The 23,773-nt window shown below is 63.2% G+C and carries 21 protein-coding genes and 1 pseudogene; 10 read left to right on the forward strand and 12 right to left on the reverse strand.

The window, feature by feature from the left end:
• Position 1: 1 nt before the first annotated feature.
• The 4 genes from IEX16_RS15635 to IEX16_RS15650 are packed head-to-tail and all read right to left on the reverse strand — an operon-like array spanning position 2 to position 3,665.
• Positions 2-1,288, reverse strand: a complete 1,287-nt coding sequence (locus IEX16_RS15635; RefSeq protein WP_188709418.1) for an acyl-CoA dehydrogenase family protein — start codon at positions 1,286-1,288, stop codon at positions 2-4.
• 15 nt (positions 1,289-1,303) lie between these two features.
• A complete protein-coding gene (locus IEX16_RS15640; protein ID WP_188709419.1) occupies positions 1,304-2,086 on the reverse strand; it encodes an alpha/beta fold hydrolase in 783 nt (260 codons plus the stop codon).
• 2 nt (positions 2,087-2,088) lie between these two features.
• Positions 2,089-3,135: a 2,5-dihydroxypyridine 5,6-dioxygenase NicX family protein gene (locus IEX16_RS15645; RefSeq protein ID WP_188709420.1), complete on the reverse strand. Its 1,047-nt coding sequence runs from the start codon at positions 3,133-3,135 to the stop codon at positions 2,089-2,091.
• An 11-nt stretch (positions 3,136-3,146) separates the two neighbouring features.
• The gene (locus tag IEX16_RS15650) at positions 3,147-3,665 is read right to left on the reverse strand and encodes a flavin reductase family protein (protein ID WP_188709421.1); all 519 of its coding nucleotides are present in this window, start codon (positions 3,663-3,665) and stop codon (positions 3,147-3,149) included.
• Between the two features lie 64 nt (positions 3,666-3,729).
• Between IEX16_RS15650 and IEX16_RS15655 the strand changes: the two genes are divergently transcribed.
• The 5 genes and pseudogenes from IEX16_RS15655 to IEX16_RS15675 all read left to right on the forward strand — a co-directional run bounded on the left by IEX16_RS15655 (position 3,730) and on the right by IEX16_RS15675 (position 8,833).
• The gene (locus IEX16_RS15655) at positions 3,730-4,203 is read left to right on the forward strand and encodes a MarR family winged helix-turn-helix transcriptional regulator (protein ID WP_229676385.1); all 474 of its coding nucleotides are present in this window, start codon (positions 3,730-3,732) and stop codon (positions 4,201-4,203) included.
• Positions 4,204-4,249: 46 nt separating this feature from the next.
• Positions 4,250-5,190: pseudogene (locus IEX16_RS15660) on the forward strand (bifunctional helix-turn-helix transcriptional regulator/GNAT family N-acetyltransferase).
• 165 nt (positions 5,191-5,355) lie between these two features.
• Entirely contained in the window at positions 5,356-5,940 is a 585-nt protein-coding gene (locus IEX16_RS15665) for a chromate transporter (RefSeq protein WP_188709423.1), read from the forward strand.
• Positions 5,937-6,509, forward strand: a complete 573-nt coding sequence (locus IEX16_RS15670; protein WP_188709424.1) for a chromate transporter — start codon at positions 5,937-5,939, stop codon at positions 6,507-6,509. The genes IEX16_RS15665 and IEX16_RS15670 overlap by 4 nt, the downstream gene beginning before the upstream one ends.
• A gap of 134 nt (positions 6,510-6,643) precedes the next feature.
• Positions 6,644-8,833 carry a tetratricopeptide repeat protein gene (locus tag IEX16_RS15675; RefSeq protein ID WP_188709425.1) on the forward strand — a complete coding sequence of 730 codons (2,190 nt, stop codon included), beginning with the start codon at positions 6,644-6,646 and terminating at the stop codon, positions 8,831-8,833.
• Positions 8,834-9,018: 185 nt separating this feature from the next.
• Here IEX16_RS15675 and IEX16_RS15680 read toward each other — a convergent pair whose 3' ends face one another.
• Positions 9,019-9,831 carry a helix-turn-helix transcriptional regulator gene (locus IEX16_RS15680; protein WP_229676386.1) on the reverse strand — a complete coding sequence of 271 codons (813 nt, stop codon included), beginning with the start codon at positions 9,829-9,831 and terminating at the stop codon, positions 9,019-9,021.
• Between the two features lie 89 nt (positions 9,832-9,920).
• Here IEX16_RS15680 and IEX16_RS15685 point away from each other — a divergent pair, with 89 nt between their 5' ends.
• Entirely contained in the window at positions 9,921-10,388 is a 468-nt protein-coding gene (locus IEX16_RS15685) for a DUF3237 domain-containing protein (protein ID WP_188709426.1), read from the forward strand.
• A gap of 54 nt (positions 10,389-10,442) precedes the next feature.
• A complete protein-coding gene (locus IEX16_RS15690) occupies positions 10,443-11,441 on the forward strand; it encodes a Bug family tripartite tricarboxylate transporter substrate binding protein (RefSeq protein ID WP_188709427.1) in 999 nt (332 codons plus the stop codon).
• Positions 11,442-11,459: 18 nt separating this feature from the next.
• Here the strand turns inward: IEX16_RS15690 and rlmB are convergent, their stop codons facing one another.
• A complete protein-coding gene (rlmB, locus tag IEX16_RS15695; protein WP_188709428.1) occupies positions 11,460-12,212 on the reverse strand; it encodes a 23S rRNA (guanosine(2251)-2'-O)-methyltransferase RlmB in 753 nt (250 codons plus the stop codon).
• 119 nt (positions 12,213-12,331) lie between these two features.
• On the opposite strand from rlmB, the gene IEX16_RS15700 reads away from it, so the two are divergent.
• Both IEX16_RS15700 and IEX16_RS15705 read left to right on the forward strand, forming a co-directional pair.
• Positions 12,332-13,213 (forward strand): Tll0287-like domain-containing protein, encoded by an 882-nt coding sequence (locus IEX16_RS15700; protein WP_188709429.1) that lies wholly within the window; start codon positions 12,332-12,334, stop codon positions 13,211-13,213.
• Between the two features lie 174 nt (positions 13,214-13,387).
• Positions 13,388-15,535, forward strand: coding sequence for a protein kinase domain-containing protein (locus IEX16_RS15705; RefSeq protein ID WP_188709430.1), 2,148 nt, complete (start codon positions 13,388-13,390; stop codon positions 15,533-15,535).
• A 91-nt stretch (positions 15,536-15,626) separates the two neighbouring features.
• Here the strand turns inward: IEX16_RS15705 and IEX16_RS15710 are convergent, their stop codons facing one another.
• The 3 genes from IEX16_RS15710 to imuA are packed head-to-tail and all read right to left on the reverse strand — an operon-like array spanning position 15,627 to position 20,971.
• Positions 15,627-18,833 (reverse strand): error-prone DNA polymerase, encoded by a 3,207-nt coding sequence (locus tag IEX16_RS15710; RefSeq protein WP_188709431.1) that lies wholly within the window; start codon positions 18,831-18,833, stop codon positions 15,627-15,629.
• 4 nt (positions 18,834-18,837) lie between these two features.
• Positions 18,838-20,250, reverse strand: a complete 1,413-nt coding sequence (locus IEX16_RS15715; RefSeq protein ID WP_188709432.1) for a Y-family DNA polymerase — start codon at positions 20,248-20,250, stop codon at positions 18,838-18,840.
• Positions 20,210-20,971: a translesion DNA synthesis-associated protein ImuA gene (gene imuA / locus IEX16_RS15720; RefSeq protein ID WP_229676387.1), complete on the reverse strand. Its 762-nt coding sequence runs from the start codon at positions 20,969-20,971 to the stop codon at positions 20,210-20,212. The genes IEX16_RS15715 and imuA overlap by 41 nt, the downstream gene beginning before the upstream one ends.
• 149 nt (positions 20,972-21,120) lie before the next feature.
• Between imuA and IEX16_RS15725 the strand changes: the two genes are divergently transcribed.
• Positions 21,121-21,534 (forward strand): hypothetical protein, encoded by a 414-nt coding sequence (locus tag IEX16_RS15725; protein ID WP_188709433.1) that lies wholly within the window; start codon positions 21,121-21,123, stop codon positions 21,532-21,534.
• Between the two features lie 6 nt (positions 21,535-21,540).
• Here the strand turns inward: IEX16_RS15725 and IEX16_RS15730 are convergent, their stop codons facing one another.
• From IEX16_RS15730 to IEX16_RS15740, 3 genes are all read right to left on the reverse strand, one after another.
• Complete coding sequence (locus tag IEX16_RS15730; RefSeq protein ID WP_188709434.1) at positions 21,541-22,062, reverse strand: disulfide bond formation protein B; 522 nt, start codon at positions 22,060-22,062, stop codon at positions 21,541-21,543.
• Between the two features lie 174 nt (positions 22,063-22,236).
• Entirely contained in the window at positions 22,237-22,509 is a 273-nt protein-coding gene (locus IEX16_RS15735; RefSeq protein ID WP_188709435.1) for a hypothetical protein, read from the reverse strand.
• 163 nt (positions 22,510-22,672) lie between these two features.
• Positions 22,673-23,758: a sulfate/molybdate ABC transporter ATP-binding protein gene (locus IEX16_RS15740; protein ID WP_188709436.1), complete on the reverse strand. Its 1,086-nt coding sequence runs from the start codon at positions 23,756-23,758 to the stop codon at positions 22,673-22,675.
• Between the last annotated feature and the right edge of the window lie 15 nt (positions 23,759-23,773).

Here is a 23,773-nt window from a genome sequence, read left to right on the forward strand (position 1 = left end):
GCTAGAGCACGGCCTGTTCGTCCTGTTCGCCTGGCTCGTAAAGGCATTCGCGGCCCAGCCGGTCGATGCAGAGTTCCGCGGTCCAGGGCAACATTAGCGAGCCGCAGCGCGAGTCGCGGTACATGCGCTCCAGCGGCAGGGTCTTGAGCATGGACTGGCCGCCGCAGGTGCGCACCGCGATGCGGCAGATCTCGTTGGCGTTTTCCATGATGGTGTAGTGCGCCGCGTAAAGCCCGAGGCGGATTTCCTTGGACGGATCGACGCGCGCGGCACGGGCATTCTGCAGAAAAATCGCGCGCGTCTGCTCCAGCCGGACTTTCATTTCCGCCACCGCAATCTGTTTGGTCGGGTACATGCGGCGCTTGACCGGCGGCGTGCCGGGCACTTCGCCGCGCAGGTACTGCACCGTGAAGTCATAGGCCGCCTGCGCAATACCCATGTAGGTCGGCGACAGCGTGGCAAACATGTGCGGCCAGCGCAACGCGGCCTGGGCATACAGGCCTTCGGGAATCAGGCGCTCGATCTCGGGCACAAACACGTCCTTGAAAATCAGCGTGCGCGAAACTGTGCCACGCATACCTAGCGGGTCCCAGTCGCCGGTGACGCTGACGCCTTCCCCGTTTTTGTCAACGGCCAGGTAGAGCGAGTCGCGCTGCGTGGCGCCTGGTTTGTCGAGTGTGCACAAAATCCCGTAGTAGTCGGCCGCGCCGGCCAGCGAAGCAAAAATCTTCTTGCCGTTGACGAGATAGCCGCCCTCCACCTTCTTCGCCAGCGTGCCGAAAGGCGCCTTGCCGGCCGCTGCGGCACCGCCTTCGGAGAAAGGCTGCGAGTAGATCTTGCCCTCGCCGACCACGCGCCGGTAGTGCACTTTGCGGTGCGCCTCATGGTTGGCGCGCTGTTCCGCTGTCATGTCCAGGTCGTCGGCGATGAAGCCGGTCCACATGGTCGAGCTCACATGCATGTTCAGCGTCAGTGCAGTGGCGCCGCAATGGCGGCCAATTTCGGCGGCGGTCATCACATAGGTAGCAAAGTCGGCGCCCCAGCCGCCGTGTGCTTCGGGCACGCAGATGCCGAGCAGGCCGGCCTCACGCAGGTCGGCATAGTTTTCGAACGGGAAGACCGCGTCTCGGTCAATCTGCTGCGCGCGCGGCGCGAATTTCTCGCGCCCCAACCGGGAGGCAATCGTCAGCAGCTCGGTCTGCTTGGGCGTGAGCGCGCTGTAGTCGCCGGCAATCGAGGGTGGCGTGTAGCGGCCGGCCGGAGGTGAAGAAACAGGTAAGGCGGACATGGCAGATCCTCGAGTTCAGGTCGGAAAGTGGTGCGTCAGGAAGGCCAGCACCGTGCTATTGAACAGTGCGGGCTGTTCGATGTTGGCGATGTGGCCAACGCCGGGAAGGCAGGTGTACTGCGCGCCGGGTATGCGGCTGGTCATTTTTTCGACGACGACGGGCGGTGCGTTGAGGTCGAGTTCGCCAGCCAGGCACAGGGCTGGGACGGCAATGTCGCCCAGTTCGGCAAGCCGATTGAAGGACACGATGGCTGCCAGCGCAGCGCGGTAGCTGCCGGCGGGCACGCGGCCCATGAGCGCGACGACTTCAGCCAGACGCGCCGGATCGGCGCCGGGCGCAAACATGGTGGGCACGATTTTTTTGGCCAGTCCGTCCATGCCCAGACCCTGGTCCAGTGGTGCAAAACGGCTCTCCAGGAACTGCTGCTGCCAGGCGCCATCGGCCTTGCCGAAAGCCGGGGATGTGCTGTAGAGAATCAGTCCCTGCACCAGCGACGGGTGAAGGGCCGCGAGTTCCTGCCCGATCATCCCGCCCATGCTATGGCCCAGCAGCACGTTGCGCCTGGCGCCGATGTAAGTCATCAGTGTTTTCAGCGCATCGGCCAGCAGCGCGTTAGTGCAGGGCGACAGCGGCGATGAGGCGCCGTAACCCGGCATGTCCCACGCAATCGTGCGGTAACCGGCCTCAGCCAGCACCGGCTGGTTGCGCAGCCACGCTTCTTTGCTGCCCCCGACGCCATGCAGCATGAACACGGCGGTATCGCCCTCCCCCTGCTCAAGATAGGCGGGCAACGTCATGTTCAGCCCAACTCGCCCACCAGGCGCCCGGCATCCACCACCATCTGGCCATCCAGCGCGACCGTACACCCTCGCATCGGCAAGTCGAAATGCCCCGGCGTGTGGCGACCGGCCACTTCATTGGCGCCCGTCGAATACAGGAAGTTGCCGGCAAAGGCGCGTAGCTCGGTGCCGTTGAAATCCTTCTTGTCGTACATCGCCATGGCGTCCCAGCGCGCCTTGGAGTTCATGCCCCAGCCGACGTGCGAAACCGCGTATGCCTCGCGGTCGCCCCAGGCCGCCCAGTAGCTGCGCATCAGCTCGGCATCAACGTGATGTCCGGCGATATCGGTCACGAAGTCGTCCCGGATCGTCAACACCACAGGCTGTTCAAGATAACGCTTGAAGGTCAGATTAACATCGCCGGGCGCCAGCACCAGCGTGCCGTTGACACTGCCTTTGGCAGGAAAAACCAGACACAGGCCGCCGGGCCAGTGCGAGATGGTGCCGGGCCGGGCGGTGTAGCCCCAGCCGCCGCCGGCTTGCGCCCCGGCCAGCGAAATGGCCAGGTCAGTACCCGCCTGCGAAGTCACGCGCATGGTCCTGGCGCCGCGCAGCCGTTTGATGCCTGCCTTGACCTTGGGCTCAAGCGCAACATCGGGCACGCAGCGCTCGAGGGTTTCCGGGTGTTCGTTGGACACCATCAAGACGCGAGCCCCTCCCTTCAGGATGTCCGGCAGTTCAGCGGCATGCAGCAGGCCCTCCACTGTCAGATCGGCCACGAAGGAGCAGGCTGCCAGTGCCTGCACTACGGGAGCGAGTTGGCCGATGGCATCCGATGCACCGGTGGAGCGCACGGGCACTGGCGCAGTCAGCCGCGGCGTGTTCAGCACAAGATGAAAAGCCCGCGCGCCCAGCCGCGCCAGCGCCAGTTCGGCCAGTTGCACATTGACCGGCCGTGATTGCGTCTCGGACAGGATGGCCACAGCGTCGCCGGCCATCACGCCGCACAGTACAAAGGTCTCGGCAAAACAGTCTATCCAGCGGGCTTCAATTCGTTCCTGCAGCATGAAAAGTTTCCTTAAAGACGTGAACCGAGGGCGAAATAGCCTCCCGCATGAAACAACAGCGGTGCCGCTTCCGACAAGGTGAAGCGCTCGACCTCGGCGATGAAGAGGCAATGGTCGCCGGCGAACTGCCGCGACACGGTGCGGCATTCGAACCAGGCGGCGGCGCCGTGAATCAGCGGCAGGCCCCAGGCATTTTCAGCATGCGCCACTCCGTCGAACTTGTCGGCCAGCGGCAAGGCAAACCGGCGCGAGACCTCGACCTGGGCTTCCGCCAGTACGTTGACGACAAAACGCTCTGCCTTTTCAAACACCGGCAGGCTGGGCGAGCTGCAGCGCAGCGACCAGAGAGTCAGCGCCGGCTCCAGCGACAGCGCCGAAAACGAATTGACGGTCAGCCCGACAAAAGCGCCGTCGGCCGCGCGCGTGGTGACGACGGTGATGCCAGTGGCAAACTGGCCCAGCGCTGTACGCAACGCCCTGCTGTCCTGGGGAGAGTCGATTTGCGGGATGGCTTGCAGGGCGGCATTCATCTATCGATAATATATGAATATTCATGTAACTCGCAAGCCCATCAACCCCCATCCAAAACATACCGTGAGCCGCAACCCCGCACCAGACTTTCCTGCCCAACCTGACAGGTTCATCGATGGCTACCTGTCTTACCTGCTCGCGCGCGCCAGCCACACGGTTTACCGCGAGTTTCACGCGCAGGTGCAGGCCGCCGGCCTGGGCTCGCTTGAATGGCGCCTGCTGGCCACGCTGTCGGACGGCGACGGCCTGACCATCGGCGAACTCGCGCGCGAGATCCTGGCGCAGCAACCGACCCTGACCAAGCTGGTGCAGCGCATGGAAAAAGCCGGGTGGGTGCAACGCGGCGCCGATCCCGCCGACGCCAGGCGCACGCTAGTGTTCGAGACGAAGCAGGGTCGCGCCACGGTCGCCGCGCTGCTGGCGCAGGCCAAGGTGCACGAAGACGCAATGCTTGAAGGCTTTAGCGAGCGTGATGTCACAGCATTGAAAAAAATCCTGCGCACCCTGATCAGCCGCGGTGACGCGGACGCACCCTGAGGACCAATTATTTAACTTAGTCAATCAATTTCAGGATGATGCGGCCATGAAGGCTTCCGCATCCCCTCGCGTCTCCAGCGCCCACATCAGGGCGATGCGTGGCTTCAACCGCTTTTACACCCAGCGCATTGGTGTGCTGGTACCCTATCTGGTCAGCGAGTTTTCGCTGACCGAGGTGCGGGTGCTGTACGAACCGGCGCACCGCGACCAGCCGACGGCGACCGAACTGGGGCGTGATCTTGCTCTCGACGCGGGTTACCTGAGCCGCATCCTGCGCCGTTTTGAAAGCCAGGGCTGGATGGTTCGCGCGGCCTCCCCCGCCGATGCTCGGCAAAGCTGTGCCTGACCGAAGCCGGTCATCAGGCCTTTGCACCCTTGCAACAACGCTCGCGCGACGAACCAGCCGCCCTGCTGGCTCCACTGGCCGCGCCGGCGCAGCAAGCCCTGACGGATGCGCTGGCCACGGTGCAGCATCTGCTTGATCCGTCGGCCGCCAACGCAGCCTCGACCGGTGTGTTGCTGCGTTGCCCGCAGCCTGGTGACATGGGCTGGGTGGTGCAGCAACACGGTGAAATTTATGCGCACGAGTAGGGCTGGAACCACGAATTCGAGGCGCTGGTGGCAGACATCGTTGCCGGCTACCTGCGCAAGCACCAGCCCGACTGGGAGCGCTGCTGGATCGCCGAGCTGGACGGGCAGCGCGTGGGATCGGTGTTCGTGCTGCGCAAATCCCCCACCGTGGCCCAGTTGCGCATGCTGATCCTGACGGCGCCGGCGCGCGGCCGGGGTCTGGGCGCCCTGCTGATCGATGAATGTATCGCCTTTGCGCGCAGCAAAAACTATAAAAAGATGGTGTTATGGACCAATAGCTGCCTGGGCATCGCGCGAGACATCTATGCAAGACGCGGTTTCCAGCTCATCAAAAGCGAACCCTACATCGGCTTCGGCAAGGATCTGATCAGCGAAACCTGGGCGCTCAGGCTGTGAAGCAGCCGCTCCGGAGGCTCGATCTCGCGCTGCTGGCCGCTGCAGTGTGACGCCATCGCGCTGGTTTGATTTTTTGGAGCCCTTCACCTTCAAGACATAGCAGGCATCAGCTCTTGGCGGTCATGCGCCAGTAGCTATCAAATCCATAGCAGCGATAATCAGCCCATGACTGCCCAGCCTGCTGACGACGAAGACACACATCCGCAACCGAAGTCGCTCACCGATCTGTTTGTTTCCTTTACCCTGCTGGCGCTGCAGGGTTTCGGCGGCGTGCTGGCCGTGGTGCAGCGTGAACTGGTCGAGAAAAAACGCTGGATGACGCGCGAGGAATTTGTCGAGGAATGGGCCGTGGCCCAGATCATGCCTGGCCCCAATGTGGTCAACCTGTCACTGATGATTGGTCACCGCTATTTCGGTCTGCGCGGCGCCATGGTGGCACTGGCAGGCATGCTGACCGTACCGCTGCTGGTGGTGCTGATGCTGGCCGTGGTCTATGCGCAATTTGCCGGCCATCCCGGCGTCGCAGGTGCGCTGCGCGGCATGGGCGCAGTCGCCGCTGGCCTGATTGCCGCCACCGGACTGAAACTGATGGGCGCCCTGAAGAAACACCCGCTGGGCCTGCCGATGTGCATCGCGCTGGCCGTGCTGTGTTTCAGCGGCATCGCGCTGCTTAGGCTTCCGCTGGTGTATGTTCTGCTCGGGCTGGGCGTGACCGCCTGCACCCTGACTTACAGGAAACTGGACCGATGATTCTCGACTTGCAATGGAGCGACTGGCTGGCGCTGTTCGGCCACTTCATGATCCTGTCACTGCTGTCGGTGGGCGGCGCCATCACCACCGCGCCCGACATGCACCGCTACCTGGTGGACCGCCAGCAATGGTTGACCGACCCGCAGTTCAACGCCTCGGTTGCCATTGCGCAGGCGGCCCCTGGTCCCAACGTGCTGTTTGTCGCGCTGATGGGCTGGCATGTGGGCCTGAACGCCGGCGGGCCACTGATGGGGCTGTTCGGCGTCTTGGTCACCATGTTGGGCATCATGCTGCCAAGCACCACCCTGACCTACCTGGCTGCCAGCTGGGGACACCGTAACCGCAACTTGCGCTGGGTGCGCGCTTTCAAACAGGGCATGACCCCCGTCGTGATTGCCCTGCTGATCGCCACCGGCTGGGTCCTGGCCAGCGCCAACGTCACCGGCCTGAAAGACTGGCCGGTAGGCCTGCTCGCCGGTTTGGCGGCAGTCTTGGTGTGGCGCACCCGGCTGCATATGTTGTGGCTGCTCGGTGCGGGCGCCTTGCTGGGATGGTTCGGCTGGGTGTGAGATTCAGGCCGAACATGGGCGGGGACGCGCTTCTGCCCTGTAGGAAATGAGTAAGGCTCTTACATTTCCTGTCACAAAGAATTAGATACATATAGATACAATCGCTTTGGCCTTAAATTAAAAAGGGAGCTTGAATGTCTGAACCCACAGCTGGCGCCATCGAATCGGACACACCTCTTTTTGATGTGGTCATCAATGTGCCTCCTGGAGCGCAGCTTGAGGAAATTGAACGCCTGGCGCGGGATGTAGCGGGTATTGCTGCAGACAAGGTTGATCGCCTCATTCATGTCTTGCGCAGCTCACCGCAGGCCAAAATAGGCGCGGGCGTGACCCGCGAAAAAGCGGATGTGGCGCGAGAGCAATTCAGCAAAGCCGGTCTGCTGGTGACCATCACCCCGCTGCTGACGATACAGACCGTGATGGTGGGCAGCTACGACGGCACCTACTCTTGCCCGGCCTGCCAGAAACGGGTAGTCCTTCCAGAAAATCGGCAGTGCCCGGCTTGCGGCATTTTCGTGGACAAAGTCACCGACGAGTTTCTCCTCCGACGCAAGATGATGGAGCAAGAGCGCGGAAGGATCGAATACCAGCAGGCCAAGTCGGTCAAAGACAGCGACAAGCGATCGCGCGAGATGATGGAAGCAGCGATGCGCGCCCAAGTTCGCGAAGAAGTGGAAAAAGAATACGGAATCAAGGGGAAAAAAGGCTTGTCGGGCATGGTGAAAGCGGTCGGTGTGCTGGCTTTGCTGATGGTTGCTTTTGTCGGCGGTAAAGGTTTGTCGCCAGATGGCCTTCCCTGGGGCAAATCGGCAAGCAGCAAGGACAACGGTCAACCCAAGGTCATGAGCGCCGACAGCCTTGAAAAGACCGCGCAGGCGACCGGCGCTGATGCGGACAGCGCAACAGGCGCCTCATCCGGTGCGGCTGCTGGCGGAACGGTGGATCCGGACCTCGACGACCCCTTGATTCAGGCCGCTGCCGGCAAACAGACAGGGGGCAAGCAGCTGACCCTTGAACAAGCCCTGGCAGCCTCGAAGACGCTGGCAAAATCAGTGGGCAACACCACGGCCGACCGGGCAATGGCTGGCGGCGCTGTGGGCGGCAAGGCTGGCAACGCTGCCAGTCAGGCGGCCAACGATGCCATTGACAGCGCCATCGACAACCCGGCCAGCTCGGTTGACTCTGGCGGCAGGACGACTGCGGGGGGCAACACGGCGTCAAACGGCATCTCATTTGCCGGTGGCGGTGCGGCCTCTGGTTCCGCTGGCAGTGCCACTGCTGCAGGTGCAGGAGGAAGCAGCGTCGCGGTGCCCAAACAGACCAAGCAGGTCTTGACGGCCGAGTTTGCCAAGGTGCTGGCCGAAATCGGCCAGTCGGCGCGCGCCAGGGAGGTTTTGAAGGCGGCGCTGGCCGCCAGCAATGCGGCGTCGGAGCCAGAAGGTGCTGCTGCCCTCAGAAACGCAGACATCAAAGCCCGTGCATGGGCTATACAGCGGCGTGAAATTGGCCCGGCACGTGTGGTTAGTGATGAGCTGAAAGCCAAAATCATGGCACTGGACAATGCCGCCGAGCGCTCGCAACTGTTAGGCAGCGTTGCCGCCATTTTGAGCCAGGGCGGGCAGATAGCGCCCGCAATACCCAGAGACTTTCTTTCGCTGGCAGCTGATGCGCTGAAATCCGTGACAGGCCCGGGCCAACCCAACGCAGCCCTGGGTGATCTGGCAGTTTCCATGGCTGAAGTTTTTGCCAATGAAGCAAGTGCGCGTATCAAGGCCGGCATGTGGTCGAAAGCCCAGGCCAGTGCGGCTCAAATCGAAGGTTTGATCAAACAGGCACCTGATGCCTGGTCGCAGTTGCGCCTGTATGCCATCGACCACCAGATCAAGCAGCAGATGGGGCAGAGCGACAAGGCCAGAAAAAGCCTGGATGCGGCGCTGGCGGAGGTGGGGAAAAACGGCAATCTATTACAACGCGCCGCCTGGTTGCGCAGCGTTGCCCAGCTTTCGGACAACGCTGCGGATGAGCAGCTACAGGCCCTCGCCATCAGCCTGCAAGCGCAGCTCGAACCCCAATCCGGCGCCGACAAGGCGCGCGCGTTGACCCAGCTGGCCCTGCTTTACGCCGCCGGGGGCTTGCCTTCCAAAGCCGATCAGTCACGCCGTATGGCGCAGTCCACTGCCGCTTTGAGCCCTGCGGACAGCACCGCGATCAACACCGACTTGATCGTGCGCAGCGATCTGGCCATGGCCAAGGTGCTGCAGGGCCTGGGGCGTTATGCCGAAGCCGAATCGCTGCTGCAGCGGGTGGGCGGCTACCTGTTATAGAGTCTGTTCACACTATTTATACAAGTGCGAACGGTGTGAAAACAACGCCAATCAAGGCGTGCGACGACGCCCAGACCGGGTGTCTAGGCCAGGAGTGCAACGCCGAGTGGCGTTGTTTTCACTCCGTTCCCTTCGGGTTGCGGCGAAACTCGCAACGCATCTTGCATAAATAGTGGGAACAGGCCCTAGTGCAGGTCTGGCGCCTGCAGGACGAGGGCAAACAGCTCATTGCGGAAGTGGATGCCCAGACGCGCAAACGCGCGGTTGCGGTAAGTCCGGACAGTCGGCAGTCCCAGGCCGAGGTCTGCGGCCACCCCCTCCTGCGTCATGCCCTGCAGCAGGCGCGCGCAAACGTCGAGCTCGCGCGCCGTAAGCCGGCCATTGAGTCGTTTCAGCCGCTGCGCCATGGCCTGCACCGAGCCTGAGGCGCCAGGCGACCCGGACGCCGGAAACTGCGCCAGCGCCAGGTGTTTCTGGGTCAGCGCCAGCAACGCCGGCGCCAGGCCTTCCAGAGCCGCCATCTGACCGTCACTGAAGGCGCGCTGGTGCACATGCCGGTAGAAATTGATTGCGAACACCGTGTCGTCGGCCTGCTGGCGGACGATGGAGACCCGCTCAGCCACACCGTGCGCCTCATAGACGCGGGCCCGGTGTTCCGCCGCCACTTCCTGCGCACTGATGTGGCACAGCAGCGTTGACTCCCGCGCCGGGCCGGCCTGCTCCCGCACCAGCGAGCGGTCGCTGAGGTAAGGGCCGGACAGGTATGCGCGCCAACAGTCGCGCGTGGTGTCGGGAATGCCGTGGCTGGCGGACATGAAAATCGCCGGCTGGCAATGCGGGCCGGTGCGGTAGACCGACCAGGAACCCGCGGGGAACAGCGGATAGAGGCCGTCGAGCAGGTCCTTGTCGAAATGCGCCAGACCCAGCCGCGTGATCATGCCGGCCAGCGCCTGGCCGGCATCTGGCGTCGGCGCCTGCTGAAGGTTCCACTTTCTCATTGTTTTTCCTGATGGCACGCGGTGGCGCGCGCAGCCTGTCATCTTCGCGGATGACAGCGCGCCCGGTTCTCGGGGATTACGCTAAACGCATGAACCTACCCGCCGCGCCCCAGCTTGCCCACTTTGCCGATATCTCCGTGCAGGTCGGTCAAGCTCAGGAGGTCGGACAGACCGTGCGCGGCCGGCGGCGGCTGATTCCCATCCTGGGCGGCGAAGCCACCGGGCATGGCTGGACCGCCCGTGTTTTTCCGGGCGGCGCCGACTTCCAGTTACTGGTCACCGACCGGCTCGCCGAACTTGATGCGCGTTACGTGATGGAGACCGACGGTGGCGACATGATCTACGTGCAAAACCGCGCCATCCGCTGCGGCCCCGCGGACCTGATGGCCCGCCTGGTGCGTGGCGAACCGGTCGATCCGGCGCAGATCTACTTTCGCTGCTCGCCCCGCTTTGAAACAGCTTCACCGGCGCTGGCCTGGATCACCGAGCGCATGTTCGTCGGCAGCGGCGCCCGGCACCCGGACCGCGTGGTGATGCAGTTCTACGAACTTGCCTGAGCCTGGCCGCCTTTCTGCTTTTTTTACCTTTTTATCTTTCCAAGGAGATACGCCATGAAAACCCCAACGCTTTCAAAAGCCCGCCGCGCCCTCGCCGTCGCCATGCTCGCCGCAGGGCTGCTGCCCTGGGCCGCGGCCCAGGCGCAATCCGGCTACCCGTCCCGGCCGGTGCGCATCATCGTCGGGTTTCCGGCAGGCACCGGACCGGACATCGTGGCGCGCCTGCTGGCGCAAAAGCTGTCGGAAAACTGGGGCGGCATGGGCGTGATCGTCGACAACAAACCGGGCGCCGGTGGACTGATTGCCGCGTCCGAGGCCGCGCGCGCGAACCCGGACGGCTACACACTGATGCTGGGCGAAACCGGCCAGCTCAGCATCGCTCCCAGCAGCTACAACAAGCTGCCCTATGACCCGGTCAAGGACTTCATCCCCGTCAGCCAGGTGGTCAGCGCGGACTTTGTATTGCTGGTGAACCCGCAGAAAGTGCCGGCCAAAAACGTTAAGGAATTTGTCGACTGGACCAAGCAGCAAAAAGGCCTGTTCATGGCCACTTTCGGCGCCGGCACGCCGGGGCATTTCGGCGCCTTCATGTTCGGCGAGGTGATCGGCATCAAGCCCGAACCGGTACATTACAAAAGCACCGGCGACGCCCTGGGCGGTCTCTTCGGCGGTGATGTGCAGGGCGTGTTCGCCAGCGTCGGGCTGGCCGCGCCCCAGGTGAAAGCCGGCAAGCTGGCCGCGCTGGGAACGACCGGGCCGGTGCGCGCCGGCCTGTTGCCGGACGTACCCACGATCAAGGAGCAGGGCTTCAGCAGCCTTGAGTTCACGTCCTGGTTTGGCATCGTGGCACCAGCCAAAACGCCGGCCGACATCGTGGCCCGCCTGAGCGCCGACGTGCAGAAGGCGGTGCGCTCGCCCGAAGGCAAACAGAAAATGGAAGACGCCGGCTTTCGCGTGACCGGCACCACCGGGGACGAGTTTGCGCGCATCATCCGCGCCGACACCGTGGCCTGGGGCAAGGCCGTCGCGGCCACCGGCTTCAAGGCCGACTGAACGTCGGCAGCGGGCACCTCAGCCGGTGCGCTGCCGCAAGGCCTCGTACAGGCAGACGCCGCTGGCCACAGAGACGTTCAGGCTTTCGACCGCGCCGCGCATCGGGATGCTGACCAGCTCGTCGCAGGTCTTGCGCGTGAGCTGGCGCATGCCCTCGCCTTCCGCGCCCAGCACCAGCGCCACCGGGCCGGTCAGCTTGACGTCGTAAATGGTTTTGGGCGCGTCATCGCTGGTGCCTATGCACCAGATGTTGCGCTCCTTGAGCTCACCCAGAGTGCGCGCCAGGTTGGTGACCATGAAATAAGGCATGGTTTCTGCAGCGCCGCTGGCCACCTTGGCCACCGTCGCGTTGATGCCGGCCGCATGGTCCTTGGGCGCAATCACTGCATGGGCGCCGGCACCGTCAGCGACCCGCAGGCAGGCGCCCAGGTTGTGTGGGTCGGTCACGCCGTCCAGCACCAGCAGCAAGGGCGGCTCATCGGACCCTGCTTCCAGCTGCTCAAGCAACTCGTCCAGCGACTTGACCTGCGCCAGCGCGTCCACCCGCGCCACCACCCCCTGGTGGCCGTGGCTGCCGCACATTTTGGCCAGTCGCAAGCCGTCTGACTCAATCAGCCGGATACCGGCCTCTTTGGTCCGGTCCACAAATTGGCGCATGCGCGCGTCACGGCGCGATACATCGAAAAACACCTCGAACACAGATTGAGGCGCAGTTTTAATACGCACACCGACGGCATGAAAGCCGAACAGGACTTTGGGAGAAGAAGACATCTGAGGATTATCACTGCTCACTGATACGGTCTTTTGGCCTGACAGCAGGAGGCACCCAGATGACAGGCGGCACAGGGTGAAAGACTAAAATAGTAACGAGACGTTTTGATGGGAACACCATGGGACTGCGGCTTAAATTCAATCTGGTGCTGATCGTCGTTTTTCTGGCGGGCTTTGCAGCGGTAGGCCTTGTTTCGCGGCAATTGCTCCAGGACAATGCCCGTGAAGAAGTCTTGCGCAATGCCCGCCTGATGATGGATACCGCGCTGGCGGTGCGCAGCTACACCGTGGACCAGGTGAAGCCGCACCTCGACAAACAGCTCGTAGAAGTGTTTCTGCCGCAAACCGTTCCAGCCTACGCCGCCACCGAAACGCTGAACCACATCCAGAAAAAATACCGCGATTACGGCTACAAGGAAGCCACGCTCAACCCCACCAACCCGCGCGACCGCGCCACCGACTGGGAAGCCGACATCGTGCAGCAGTTCCGGCACAACACCGAATCCACAGAACTCGTGTCCGAGCGAAACGGCGGCACGGGCCGGATCCTCTACATCGCCAAACCGATTCAGATCACCAATGCCGCCTGCCTGCAGTGCCACAGCGTGCCCGCCGCTGCGCCGGCCAGCATGATCAAGATCTACGGCGACGCCAACGGCTTTGGCTGGAAACACAATGAAATCGTCGGCGCGCAAGTGGTGACTGTGCCGATGGAAATCCCGATCCAGAACGCTGACCGTGCCTTCAAGACCTTCATGGCCTCGCTGGCCGGCGTCTTCGGCCTGGTTTTCATCGCACTCAACCTGATGCTGAGCTGGCTGATCGTGCGGCCAATCCGGCGCATGTCGCAGGCGGCCGACAAGGTCAGCACCGGCGACTTCGATGTGCCTGAATTTTCCGATGCCGGCCGCGATGAGGTGTCGGTGCTCGGCAACTCCTTCAACCGCATGCGCCGCAGCCTTGAAAAAGCCATGCAGATGATTGAGCGGGACGGAAACTAGTGTCCTGTCCTGCAAATAAGGTGATGAAATGAAATTGTCCATTCGGCTGTCAGGCAAGGCGGGAGGAGGAGACATAGCCGTAGCTATGGCAACGACGAGCAACGCCGCATGGCGGTTGAATGGGCGATTTCATATCGCCTTTATTTTTGGGACAGGACACTAGATGGGGGCAGCATGAGCCCTGGACCCGCCCCTGGCGCCCGCCCTCCAGTGCCAGGCGTGGACGAGGCCGCCCTGCCCGCAGGGCACAAGGTGTTCGAATACCGCATCGAAAAAACGCTGGGCGGCGGCGGCTTCGGCATCACCTACCTGGCACGCGACATCAACCTTGAACTGCCGGTCGCGATCAAGGAGTATTTCCCTGGCGACCTGACCGTGCGCGCTGCCGACCAGACGGTGCGCGTGCGCGCGCCCGAGGGCGAGCAGCAGTTTCGGTGGGGTCTGGAGCGTTTTCTTGACGAGGCGCGCGCGCTGGCCTCGTTTCGCCACCCCAACATCGCACGCGTGCTGCGTTACTTCCAGGAAAACGGCACCGCCTACATCGTCATGGAGTACGAATCGGGTGACCCGCTCAAACGCTGGCTGGCGCGCCAGCCAGCGCTGGACCTGGTCACGCTGCTGAAGGTGATTTATCCGCTGCTCGATGGGCTGGAGGCCGTGCACAAGCTCGACTTTCTGCACCGCGACATCAAACCCGACAACATCTACATCCGCGGTGACGGCACACCGGTGCTGCTTGACTTCGGCGCAGCCCGCCGCACCACCAGCGGACGCGATCTGACCAACATCGTGAGCCCCGGTTTTGCGCCTTTCGAGCAGTACCACAGCAAGGGCAAGCAGGGGCCGTGGAGCGACATCTATTCGCTGGGCGCGGTGATGTACTGGATGACCACCGGGCAAAAACCGCTGGATTCCGCCGCACGTGTGAAGGACGACAGCCTGCCGGCGGCGCTGGCCATCGGGGACGCAGCCGTTTTCAGTACCGGCGTGCTGCGCGCCATTGACTGGGCCTTGCGCCCCGACGAAAAATACCGGCCACAAACCGTGGCCGAGCTGCGCGTCGCACTGGTGGCGGCCGAACATTCGGCCACCGGCCTGCTGACGCCGGCCAGCCGCGCGCCGGCTGACAGCCTGCCCGGCCCCGACAGCAACGTGCTGGCCTTTGCCGCCAACGCGCAGTCGGTTCCCGGCAGCAGCGCTGACACGCAGCGCAAAAACGTGCTCGTCACCGTGATGTTCCTGGAGATGGTGGCTTATTCGCGGCACTCGGTTGAGCAGCAGGCGGCACTGAAGGAACGCTTCAACGACTTGCTCAGCAAGGCCCTCAAGGGCGTGCCGCAGACGTCCCATATCGTTATCGACTCTGGTGAGGGCGTGGCCACCTGTTTTCTCGGCGATCCCGAAGACGCGCTCCAGTCGGCGCTGTTGCTGCGTGGCTTGTTGCTGCAGAAGTACGGAAAAATGCACTCGGTGCGCATCGGCGTGCACCTGGGGCCGATCCGCATCTTGTCCGATGTCAACCAGCGCGTCAATGTGGTGGGCGATGGCATCAACGTGGCTCAACGCATCGTGGACTTTGCCCAGCCCAACCAGATCGTGGTGTCGCGCGCCTACCACGAGGTGATCTCGCGCATCACCGACAACGCCGCCGGCATCTTCAGCCCGCTCGGCCCGCACCTGGACAAGCATCTGCGCTCGCACGACATCTATGCGGTGCTGGACCCGCAATCGCGACCTGCGCCAGCCACGCTGCGCAGCAGCGAGTTTGAAAACACTGCGTCTTTTGCCACGCTGTCTTCGCTGACGCCGGAGGTGCTGGTTGAAATCGAATCCGAGCTGGCGCGCAGCATCGGGCCGCTGGCCAAGGTGCTGCTTAAAAAGGCACTGCCACGCGTCGTCGGCGCCCAGAGTTTGCGCGAGCTGCTGGCGGTCTCGATTCCAGACCCAAAAGCGCGCGAGTTGTTTATCCATCCGCCAAGCCACAAAACCCAGCCCGTTTTTTCTTCCAGCAGCCGGCAAGACACTGCCAGCCGACCGCGCGCGGACTTCAGCCAGCCGGTCAGCCGAAGCCTCAGCGATCACACCAGCGGCAGCAACAGCGGGCGGTCGGTCCCGGTGTCCTCACCATGGTTCACCGCGGCGCAGCTCTCGCACCTGGAGCGCGCGCTGAGCCAGGTCATTGGCCCGCTCGCGAAGGTGCTGGTCAAAAAACAGGTGGCCCGGCATACCGCGCTGAAGGCGTTGCGTGAGGCGCTGGCCAATGAAATTGACCATGCCACCGACCGCGACAAATTTTGGGCTGCCACCCAGAAGCTCCCCTAGGCTCTTATCGCTACACTTTTGATAGCTGCCTGCGCCTACCCGCTATGGGCTGGAGGCTGATTTGACGCTCAAATCGCACCCATGGCACGGATCAATGAAAGTCCCGGCTTGAGGTGCCCAGCCGTCCCAGCAGCGGCGTCAGGTCTTCGAGCCGCTGCGCCACCAGGTTGCGCACCGCACCATAACCCGGCGCGGTACCGCTTTCCTCGCTGCGCTGCCACACGCCGTACACCGCCAGCAGCCGCGCATGCAGCACCTCGGCGCGCTGGCTTTCACGCAAGGATTTCCAGACGATCACATTGACCGGGCCGGTCTCGTCTTCGAGTGTCACAAAAATCGTCCCTTTGGCGGTTTGCGGCTGCTGGCGCACGGTGACGATGCCGCAGGCGGCCACCTCCAGCCCATTGGGCAGCGCGTTCAATTGACCGGCGCTCAGCAGCCCGCGCCTGGCCAGGCGTGGGCGCAGCAAGGCCAGAGGATGACGCCGCAAGGTCAGGCCAGTGGACTGGTAGTCAAACAGGATGTTTTCGCCTTCGGGGGTGGCGGGCAATTGCAGCGCGGTCTCGTGGGTCGGCACAGCCTTGAGCAGTTCGGGCGCGGACTGGATGGCGGCAGCTTCCCAGACCTGCTGACGCCGGTGGCCGGCCAGCGTCAGCAAGGCATCGGCAGCAGCCAGCGCGTTGATCTCCAGCGTGCCCAGCCGCGCGCGCGAAACAATGTCTTCGGTGGATGTGAACGGCGCTTGCGCGCGAGCTTCTTCAATGCGCAGGGCAGCAGCTTGCGGCAAGCCTGCCACCAGGCACAGGCCGAGGCGGACGGCCGGCTGGTTTTCCCGGATACCCGGATAGGGCGGTGGGGGTTTGTTTTCAGCGGGTTCCAGCGTGCAATCCCACTGGCTGGTGGTCACGTCCACCGCGCGCACCTCGACGCCATGCTTGCGCGCGTCCTGCACCAATTGCGAGGGTGCATAAAAACCCATCGGTTGTGAGTTGAGCATGGCGGCGAGAAAACACGCCGGCTCGTGGCACTTGAGCCAGCAGCTCACATACACCAGCTTGGCAAAACTGGCGGCGTGGCTTTCGGGGAAACCGTATGCGCCGAAGCCCCGGATCTGGCTGAAAATGCGTTCTGAAAATTCGGGGTCATAACCTTTGTCGATCATGTGGCCCACCAGGCGGCCGTGAAAGTGCTCGACTCCGCCCTTGCGTTTCCAGGCGGCCATGGCACGGCGCAACTGGTCGGCCTCATCGGCCGTGAAGTCGGCGGCAATCATGGCGATCTGCATGACCTGCTCCTGAAAAATCGGCACACCCAGGGTGCGGCCCAGCGCTTCTTTGAGCTCCGGGTATCTGAAAGCGATCTCGCCGCCGCTGCGCACAATCTCGCGGTTTTTCAGGTAAGGGTGCACCATGCCGCCCTGGATCGGCCCCGGCCGCACGATGGCGACCTGCACCACCAGGTCGTAATAGTTGCGCGGCTGCAAACGCGGCAGCATGGACATCTGCGCGCGGCTCTCGATCTGGAACACGCCCACGGTGTCGGCTTCGCAAATCATGTCGTAGGTTTGTCCGTCCTGGATCGGAAGGGTGTGCATTTCAAGATCGCTGCCGCGTTCCTGATTCACCATGTCCAGGCAACGGCGAATGGCTGACAGCATGCCCAGCGCCAGCACGTCCACCTTGAGCAGACCCATGACCTCCAGATCGTGCTTCTCCCACTGGATGATGCGGCGGTTTTCCATGGAAGCCGGCTGCACCGGAACAAGCCGTGTCAGCTTGCCCTGGGTCAGCACAAAACCACCGACATGCTGGCTCAGGTGGCGCGGAAAACCGATCAGTTGCAAGGCCAGCTCCAGCCACTGCAAAACCGGGCCCGTCTGCGCCTGCACACCGGCCTCTTCCAGTTTTTGCGCCAATGCTTCGCTGCCGTCAAACCAGAAATGCTCTTTGGCAAACTGCTCGATGACTTCGGGCGCCATGCCCAGCGCCTTGCCCACGTCGCGCAGCGCGCTGCGCGGCCGGTAGCTGATGACAGTGGCGGCAATGGCGGCCCGGTCATGGCCGTATTTTCCGTAGATGTACTGGATGACTTCCTCGCGCCGCTGGTGCTCGAAGTCGACGTCAATGTCGGGTGGTTCACGCCGCTCGCGGCTGATGAAGCGCTCAAACAGCAGCTTGCTTTCTGCCGGATTGACGGCCGTCACGCCCAGGCAATAACATACCGCCGAATTGGCCGCCGAGCCACGCCCCTGGCAAAGGATTTTTTGCGCATTGGCAAACCGCACGATGTCATGCACTGTGATGAAAAACATCTCGTACTGCAGCTCTTCAATCAGGGCCAGTTCGTAGTCAAGCTGGGTCTGAATCTCCGGCGGCACGCCAGCCGAAAACCGGCCCTCGGCACCCTCGGCGGTCAGGCGTCGCAAGCATTGCGCCGGTGTCTCAGCAGCGGGCACCATGTCTTCCTGCGGGTAGCGGTACATGGCGCGGATCTCGTCCAGACTGAAGCTGCAGCGTGCCGCCACCACCAGCGTGGCGCGCAGCAACCCGGCCGGGTAGATGTCGCTCAGGCGCATGCGCGGGCGCAAATGCGCCTCGGCATTGGCTTGCAGTTCAAACCCGCATTCATGCACGGTCCGGCCCAGCTTGATGGCGGTCATCACGTCGTGCAGCGGTTTGCGCGAGCGCACATGCATCAGCACGTTGCCGGCGGCTACCAGGCTGATGCCAGTGCGCTGCGCCACCTGCTGCAGTTGCTGCAGCCGCAGCGCATCGTCCAGTCCCTGCAGCAGCTCCACGGCCAGCCAAACATGTGTGCCAAAAAGGCCGATAGCCCATACGGCGTGGGCGTAAAGCGCTTCTGTATTGATAGCATCCGGCAAAGGGCACAGCAGCACCTCGCAATCAGCCAGCAGCGCAAAATCGGTCTCTCCCATCGCGACGCGGTAGCTGCCCTTGTCGATCACATCGCCGGCTTGCCTGGCCGCGGTGATGAACTCACACAGATTGCCCCAGCCACCGGCGTTGTGCGGCAACACCACCAACCGAAAAGGCTGCGGCGCCTGCACCAGGAATTCAGCACCCGGCAGCAGCTTGAGCCCCAGTTCTTTAGCCGCTTCATGCGCACGCACCACGCCGGCGACCGAACACTCGTCGGTGATGGCCAGCGCCCGGTAACCCAACTCGGCGGCGCGCTCGACCAGCTCCTGCGCATGCGAGGCGCCACGCTGGAAGCTGAAGTTGCTCAGCGCGTGTAATTCCGCGTAATCGGGAAGCTCGGAAGGTAGAGTGCGTAGCATCGCGTCAGGCAAAAAAGCCGTGAAGAAACCAGGCCCGCCGCGGCCCGGCTCCGGAGCTGTTCAGCGCCAGGCGTTCGCTGTAAATCCACAGCAAGCCGGCCTGCTGGCTGCGGTAGATGAAGTAGTCGCGGATGGCCGGCGGCTTGGAAGGCAAATCAGGCATCAACCAGCCGCTGGCTTCCAGCCGCTGCGGACCGGCCAGCCGCACCAGCTTGCCCTGGTACACCGGGCTGTTGCCCGCGACGGCCAGCATCAACGCTTGGGGCAACAGCCAGCTCGGGTACAGCGCCTCGGTCCTGGTGACGGGTATTGCCGAAATTTTCAAGTCTTTTTTGCCTCTGGCCCTTTCCAGGTTTGCGCTGGCAGCTATCGATTTGAGAGCGCCCTGGGCCGGCACCCAGCGCTGCATGTGTTCGGGCCGGTGGTCAGCCACAGGCTGCCAGGCCTGCACCTGCGCCTCGCCCAGGCGCGCGCTCAGGCGCTCGATCAGTTCAAGCGCACTGTCGCCCTGCTTGCGCTCCGCCATCAAAAGGCTGGCGGTGGCGGCAGCCGCATCGGCCAGCGGCTCGGTCACCAGCGACTGCAGGCTCAGGGAATGCACTGGCGCCGGCAATTTGTGCTGCGCCAGCTGTTCGGCGACCAGCCGCGCCACGTGGCGCAGATCCTGCGCGGGCTGGGCCGTGCGCACTTCCAGCTCGCCGATAGGCGGTACATCCCTGCGCTTGTCCAGGTGCCAGGTCAGTCTGAGCGCGCTCAGGCCGCTCTGCCGGCCCAACAGCCAGGCCTGCAACCGGGCCAGCAGGCGCAGGGCGCCGGCCATCAGCGCCGGGGCATGGATGACCAGCGCGTCGAGTTCGATTTTTTCTTCGAAGTGTTCGGGCAACACCAGCCATTTGTACTCGTCGGCGACCGTACCACGCGCGCGGTCCAGCGCTTCGAGCAACTCCGCGCCGAAACGCCGGGCCACACCACCCCGCGGCAGGCGCAGCAGGTCGTCCCAGGTGCGGCAGCCGATGCGTTCGAGCACGCCCAGGTGCGGGCGCGCCGCGCTGAGGCTATGCATGGGCAAGTCGGCCACGCGCTGCTGCGGCCCGGCGCCCTGCCCGGCCTTCATGCGCAGGCGTGCCATTGCTATCAAAGAAGTAGCGCCTTGCGACCGCCGGACAAGGGCTGAGCAATGATTCGATTCAAAAAAAGCAAGCAGGCGCTGTTCTAGCTGCTGCATCAGCCGCGCCAGACCACCGAACAGGCGCAGGCTTGCGGTCACGTCCATCAACACCGCTTCGTCGAGCAGCGCCACGCGCGGCGTGAAGCCCAGAGCCATGCTGGCCACCGCACGCTGCGCGTCTGCCTCGTCCAGCATCCCGATGCCGGGCTCAGTGGGGATCGAGGTGTGCAATGCGATCCAGCAACGCATGGACATTTGCCTGTAGAAAAAGTGGCGAGGTTTCTTCCCGCTTGAGGCGGGCGCGCTCGCGGCTGGCCGCCAGCAGCGCCGTGAGCCGGGCCGGCCGAGTTTCCAGCAACAGTGGCGCGCTCAGTGGCGGGCCGCGCCGCTTGAGCACATGCACCCGCAGGTTGCCGCCCTCCTGGTTCACGCCTTCAAGCAGCAGGCGCAGTGGCGCGGGCGAGGACTCCTGCTGCGCGCGCGGCGGCCTGAAGACAAACAGCAGCTTGTTGTGCGCATGCGCGGCGATCTGCAGGCGGCGCAAATGCGCGCTGCGTACATCGGGCAGCCAGGCCAGCACGGCCGCCACGTCGGCGCATTGCAGCGCCTCGCGGGTGGCCCACAGCAGCGCCGGAGCGTCGCCCTGCGCCGACTGCACACTCAGCAGGCGCGACATGTCGAGCTGGCGTGCCCCCAGCGCCGGACCAAAGGGCTGGCACGGCGCGCCCGCCAGCACCAGCAGCTTGCCTGGCGCCGTCGCCTGCAGGCCAGCCAGGGCCGGTGCGACCAGCCCCCACTCGTGCTGGCCGACCTGCGCCTGCAGCACCTCGACCAGCGCGCCCTGCGGCCAGCCGCCGCCGGGCAGCACCACATTCAGGGCGGTGTAACCGGTGTCCAGCGCCTGCAGGCAACTGCCGCCCAACTCGCCGGCGCGCCAGACGCCGGGTCCCCACGAAAGCTCCGCAGGCATGGCGCGCACTCCGCCCGGGGAACAGGCCAGGCTGGTGACGGCAGGTAAAAATTCGGGCATGGAAAAAGGCGGCAACATACTGTTTATATGTACAGTATTACACCTTTTCCAGCAAAGGCAGAAAATCAATTTTTTTGGAGTCACACACAATGAAAATTGCGCCTCGGCGGGTTGGCGGCATCGCTGCCTTGTTGCTGGCTGCGGCTTGCTCCAAAAATCCTGACACGGCCGCAGCCTACCCGCCGGCAGGCCCGCCATCCAATGTCAAGCCAGGCTTCATCAACAAGGTGTGGGAGGTCAACCTCTCGACGGGCGTGGCACCTGGCATGCTGTACGCGTTTTTGTCCGACGGCACACTGGTGATCACTTCACCCAACAGCAAGGCTGCCTTCGGCGCCTGGACTTACAGAAACGGCATGCTGACGATGATTGAGGGCTCGCAGGAGTACAAAACCGACATTCTCAATCTGAGCCATGATGAGTTGCGGCTGCGCAGCCACAACCCTGGCGGCAGCCTTGAAATTGTGCTGGTGCCGGCGCGGGTGGCACCGCTGCCACCCTGAGCTCCATCAACCTGGCTTGCGCCCTGTCTCTCGCGTGGGGATCAGCAGCAGGGCCAGCATCACCAGCGCGATGCCGGCAAAACACAGAAACGACCAGTTGGCAATCGACAGGCTCAGGAAGGTCCAGTCGATCTTGGTGCAGTCGCCGCTGCCCTTGAAGATCATCGGAATCACGCGCTGTAGCGGAAACATCTCGATCATTCCGTAAAAATCGCGGCCGCAGGAAGCCTCTTCGGGCGGGTACCACTGCAGGAAACTCTGGCGCGCCGCCACAAAGGCGCCGAAGCCGGCCAGCAGCAGCGTCACTGCCGAGCCCGTCATGCGCAAACCTTTTTTATTCGCCAAGGCCGTGATGCCGGAAACAATCGCCACTAGCGCCAGCGCATAACGCTGCACGATGCACATGGGGCACGGCTCCAGCCCGACGACATGCTGCAGGTACAAACCAAAAGCCAGCATGGCCACACAGGCCACCGATACCAGCGCCAGCACACGGCGCGGCGCGGCTTCGAAATACGTCAACAACATCACGGTCCTTTAAATCTCAATGTGGCAAATGTCCGATGTTCGTGAGTTTAGGCGCTGATAAGTTCCCTGCCGGCAAAAGAGCCCCGGCTCGGGCAAGCGTTCGCTGTCTGCTGAAACAAAAAGTGCCGCCACGGAAAAATCCGTGCGGCACCTTGAACGAACACAGGATGGGATTTACTTGGCCGGCGTCACCGTCACAGTGGGCACTTCGATTTTTTTCTCTTCCACCTTGACGGTAGGAACAGCCACGGTTTTTTCGGTCGTGCCGACTTTGACGTCCGGTGTCTTGACGTCGTACTTGGGCAGCGTGATGTCACCCTCCTGGGTCTTGGTGACTTCAACTTTAGGCACAGTGATGTTGCCTTCCTGGGTTTTTTTGACATCGCAAGCGCTCAGGCCCAATGCACTGACAGAAACAAGTGCGACAGCGAAGGTGTTTTTCAGCATATGGGAACTCCCGTAAAAAATGTTGATTTGAGAAATTAAGAGCCTGATTCACCAGTGAAAAGCCTGTTGAAGCAGCAACTTTGAAGAAATTTTCCCTGCGGATCAACGCCCGGTTTGTAGGCCTCTTCCTAAGTCCATGTGAGCAGAGTCTTTTCTCCCCCCCTCAAATCCCCTGCCCCGCATCCACAAACACCCGCGCGTGGCGCGGGCTCAAGACCAGCAGGTCGCCTTCGCGCAGGCCCATGTCGCGGTACTGCTGCGACGGAATTTGTGCTTCGATCAGGGGATCGGCCTGGCCGCTGTCTTCTGAAGGGATCAGTTCCAGCCTGGCAATCGGTCCGATCACGATCGCGCGGCTCAGTTGCGCGGCAATGCCTTCGGCGCCGGGAGAATAACGCTGGACGTCGAAGTCGTGCGGGCGCACATAGGCAAAGGCTTTCGCATTTTGCGCAGCGCTGTGTTCGGGTGAATCCAGCCGCATGCCTTCGAGCTGGATCTTGCCTTCATGCGCGCGACCCTGGAACAGATTGACATCGCCGAGAAAGCCATACACAAAGGGGCTGGCCGGGTGGTCCCAGACCTGTTGCGGCGAGCCGATCTGCTCGACCTTTCCCTGGTTCATCAGCACCACACGGTCGGCGACTTCGAGCGCCTCTTCCTGGTCGTGCGTGACAAAAATGCTGGTGACATGAAGGTCGTCGTGCAGGCGGCGCAGCCAGCGGCGCAACTCCTTGCGCACCTTGGCGTCCAGCGCGCCGAAAGGCTCGTCCAGCAGCAGCACCTTGGGCTCGACCGCCAGCGCGCGTGCCAGCGCAATCCGCTGGCGCTGACCGCCCGAGAGCTGTGAGGGAAAGCGGTCGGCCAGCCAGTCAAGCTGCACCAGGCCCAGCAACTCGTGTACCTTTCGTTTGATCTCGGCCTCGCTCGGGCGCAGACCGCGCGGTTTGACGCGCAGGCCGAAGGCGACGTTTTCAAACACCGTCATGTGGCGGAACAAGGCGTAATGCTGAAACACAAAGCCGACCTGGCGCTCGCGCACATGCACATCGGTGGTATCTTCCCCGCTGAACAAAATGCTGCCCTGATCGGCCGTTTCCAGTCCGGCGATGATGCGCAGCAAGGTGGTTTTGCCGCAGCCCGAAGGGCCGAGCAAGGCGACCAGTTCGCCGGACTCGATGTCCAGGCTCACGTCGCCGAGCGCCTGGAAGTTGCCGAAGTGTTTGCTGATGTTGCGGATTTCAATACTCATGAGGGTTCTCGTTTC

It is taken from the genome of Polaromonas eurypsychrophila (genome assembly GCF_014641715.1).
Taxonomy (GTDB): Bacteria; Pseudomonadota; Gammaproteobacteria; order Burkholderiales; family Burkholderiaceae_C; genus Polaromonas; species Polaromonas eurypsychrophila.

Coding starts and splice junctions, on each gene's coding strand:
- IEX16_RS15635 (WP_188709418.1), bottom strand. CDS start 1,288: ATGTCCGCCTTACCTGTTTCTTCACCTCCGGCCGGCCGCTACACGCCA.
- IEX16_RS15640 (WP_188709419.1), bottom strand. CDS start 2,086: ATGACGTTGCCCGCCTATCTTGAGCAGGGGGAGGGCGATACCGCCGTG.
- IEX16_RS15645 (WP_188709420.1), bottom strand. CDS start 3,135: ATGCTGCAGGAACGAATTGAAGCCCGCTGGATAGACTGTTTTGCCGAG.
- IEX16_RS15650 (WP_188709421.1), bottom strand. CDS start 3,665: ATGAATGCCGCCCTGCAAGCCATCCCGCAAATCGACTCTCCCCAGGAC.
- IEX16_RS15665 (WP_188709423.1), top strand. CDS start 5,356: ATGACTGCCCAGCCTGCTGACGACGAAGACACACATCCGCAACCGAAG.
- IEX16_RS15670 (WP_188709424.1), top strand. CDS start 5,937: ATGATTCTCGACTTGCAATGGAGCGACTGGCTGGCGCTGTTCGGCCAC.
- IEX16_RS15675 (WP_188709425.1), top strand. CDS start 6,644: ATGTCTGAACCCACAGCTGGCGCCATCGAATCGGACACACCTCTTTTT.
- IEX16_RS15680 (WP_229676386.1), bottom strand. CDS start 9,831: ATGAGAAAGTGGAACCTTCAGCAGGCGCCGACGCCAGATGCCGGCCAG.
- IEX16_RS15685 (WP_188709426.1), top strand. CDS start 9,921: ATGAACCTACCCGCCGCGCCCCAGCTTGCCCACTTTGCCGATATCTCC.
- IEX16_RS15690 (WP_188709427.1), top strand. CDS start 10,443: ATGAAAACCCCAACGCTTTCAAAAGCCCGCCGCGCCCTCGCCGTCGCC.
- rlmB (WP_188709428.1), bottom strand. CDS start 12,212: ATGTCTTCTTCTCCCAAAGTCCTGTTCGGCTTTCATGCCGTCGGTGTG.
- IEX16_RS15700 (WP_188709429.1), top strand. CDS start 12,332: ATGGGACTGCGGCTTAAATTCAATCTGGTGCTGATCGTCGTTTTTCTG.
- IEX16_RS15705 (WP_188709430.1), top strand. CDS start 13,388: ATGAGCCCTGGACCCGCCCCTGGCGCCCGCCCTCCAGTGCCAGGCGTG.
- IEX16_RS15710 (WP_188709431.1), bottom strand. CDS start 18,833: ATGCTACGCACTCTACCTTCCGAGCTTCCCGATTACGCGGAATTACAC.
- IEX16_RS15715 (WP_188709432.1), bottom strand. CDS start 20,250: ATGCGTTGCTGGATCGCATTGCACACCTCGATCCCCACTGAGCCCGGC.
- imuA (WP_229676387.1), bottom strand. CDS start 20,971: ATGCCTGCGGAGCTTTCGTGGGGACCCGGCGTCTGGCGCGCCGGCGAG.
- IEX16_RS15725 (WP_188709433.1), top strand. CDS start 21,121: ATGAAAATTGCGCCTCGGCGGGTTGGCGGCATCGCTGCCTTGTTGCTG.
- IEX16_RS15730 (WP_188709434.1), bottom strand. CDS start 22,062: ATGTTGTTGACGTATTTCGAAGCCGCGCCGCGCCGTGTGCTGGCGCTG.
- IEX16_RS15735 (WP_188709435.1), bottom strand. CDS start 22,509: ATGCTGAAAAACACCTTCGCTGTCGCACTTGTTTCTGTCAGTGCATTG.
- IEX16_RS15740 (WP_188709436.1), bottom strand. CDS start 23,758: ATGAGTATTGAAATCCGCAACATCAGCAAACACTTCGGCAACTTCCAG.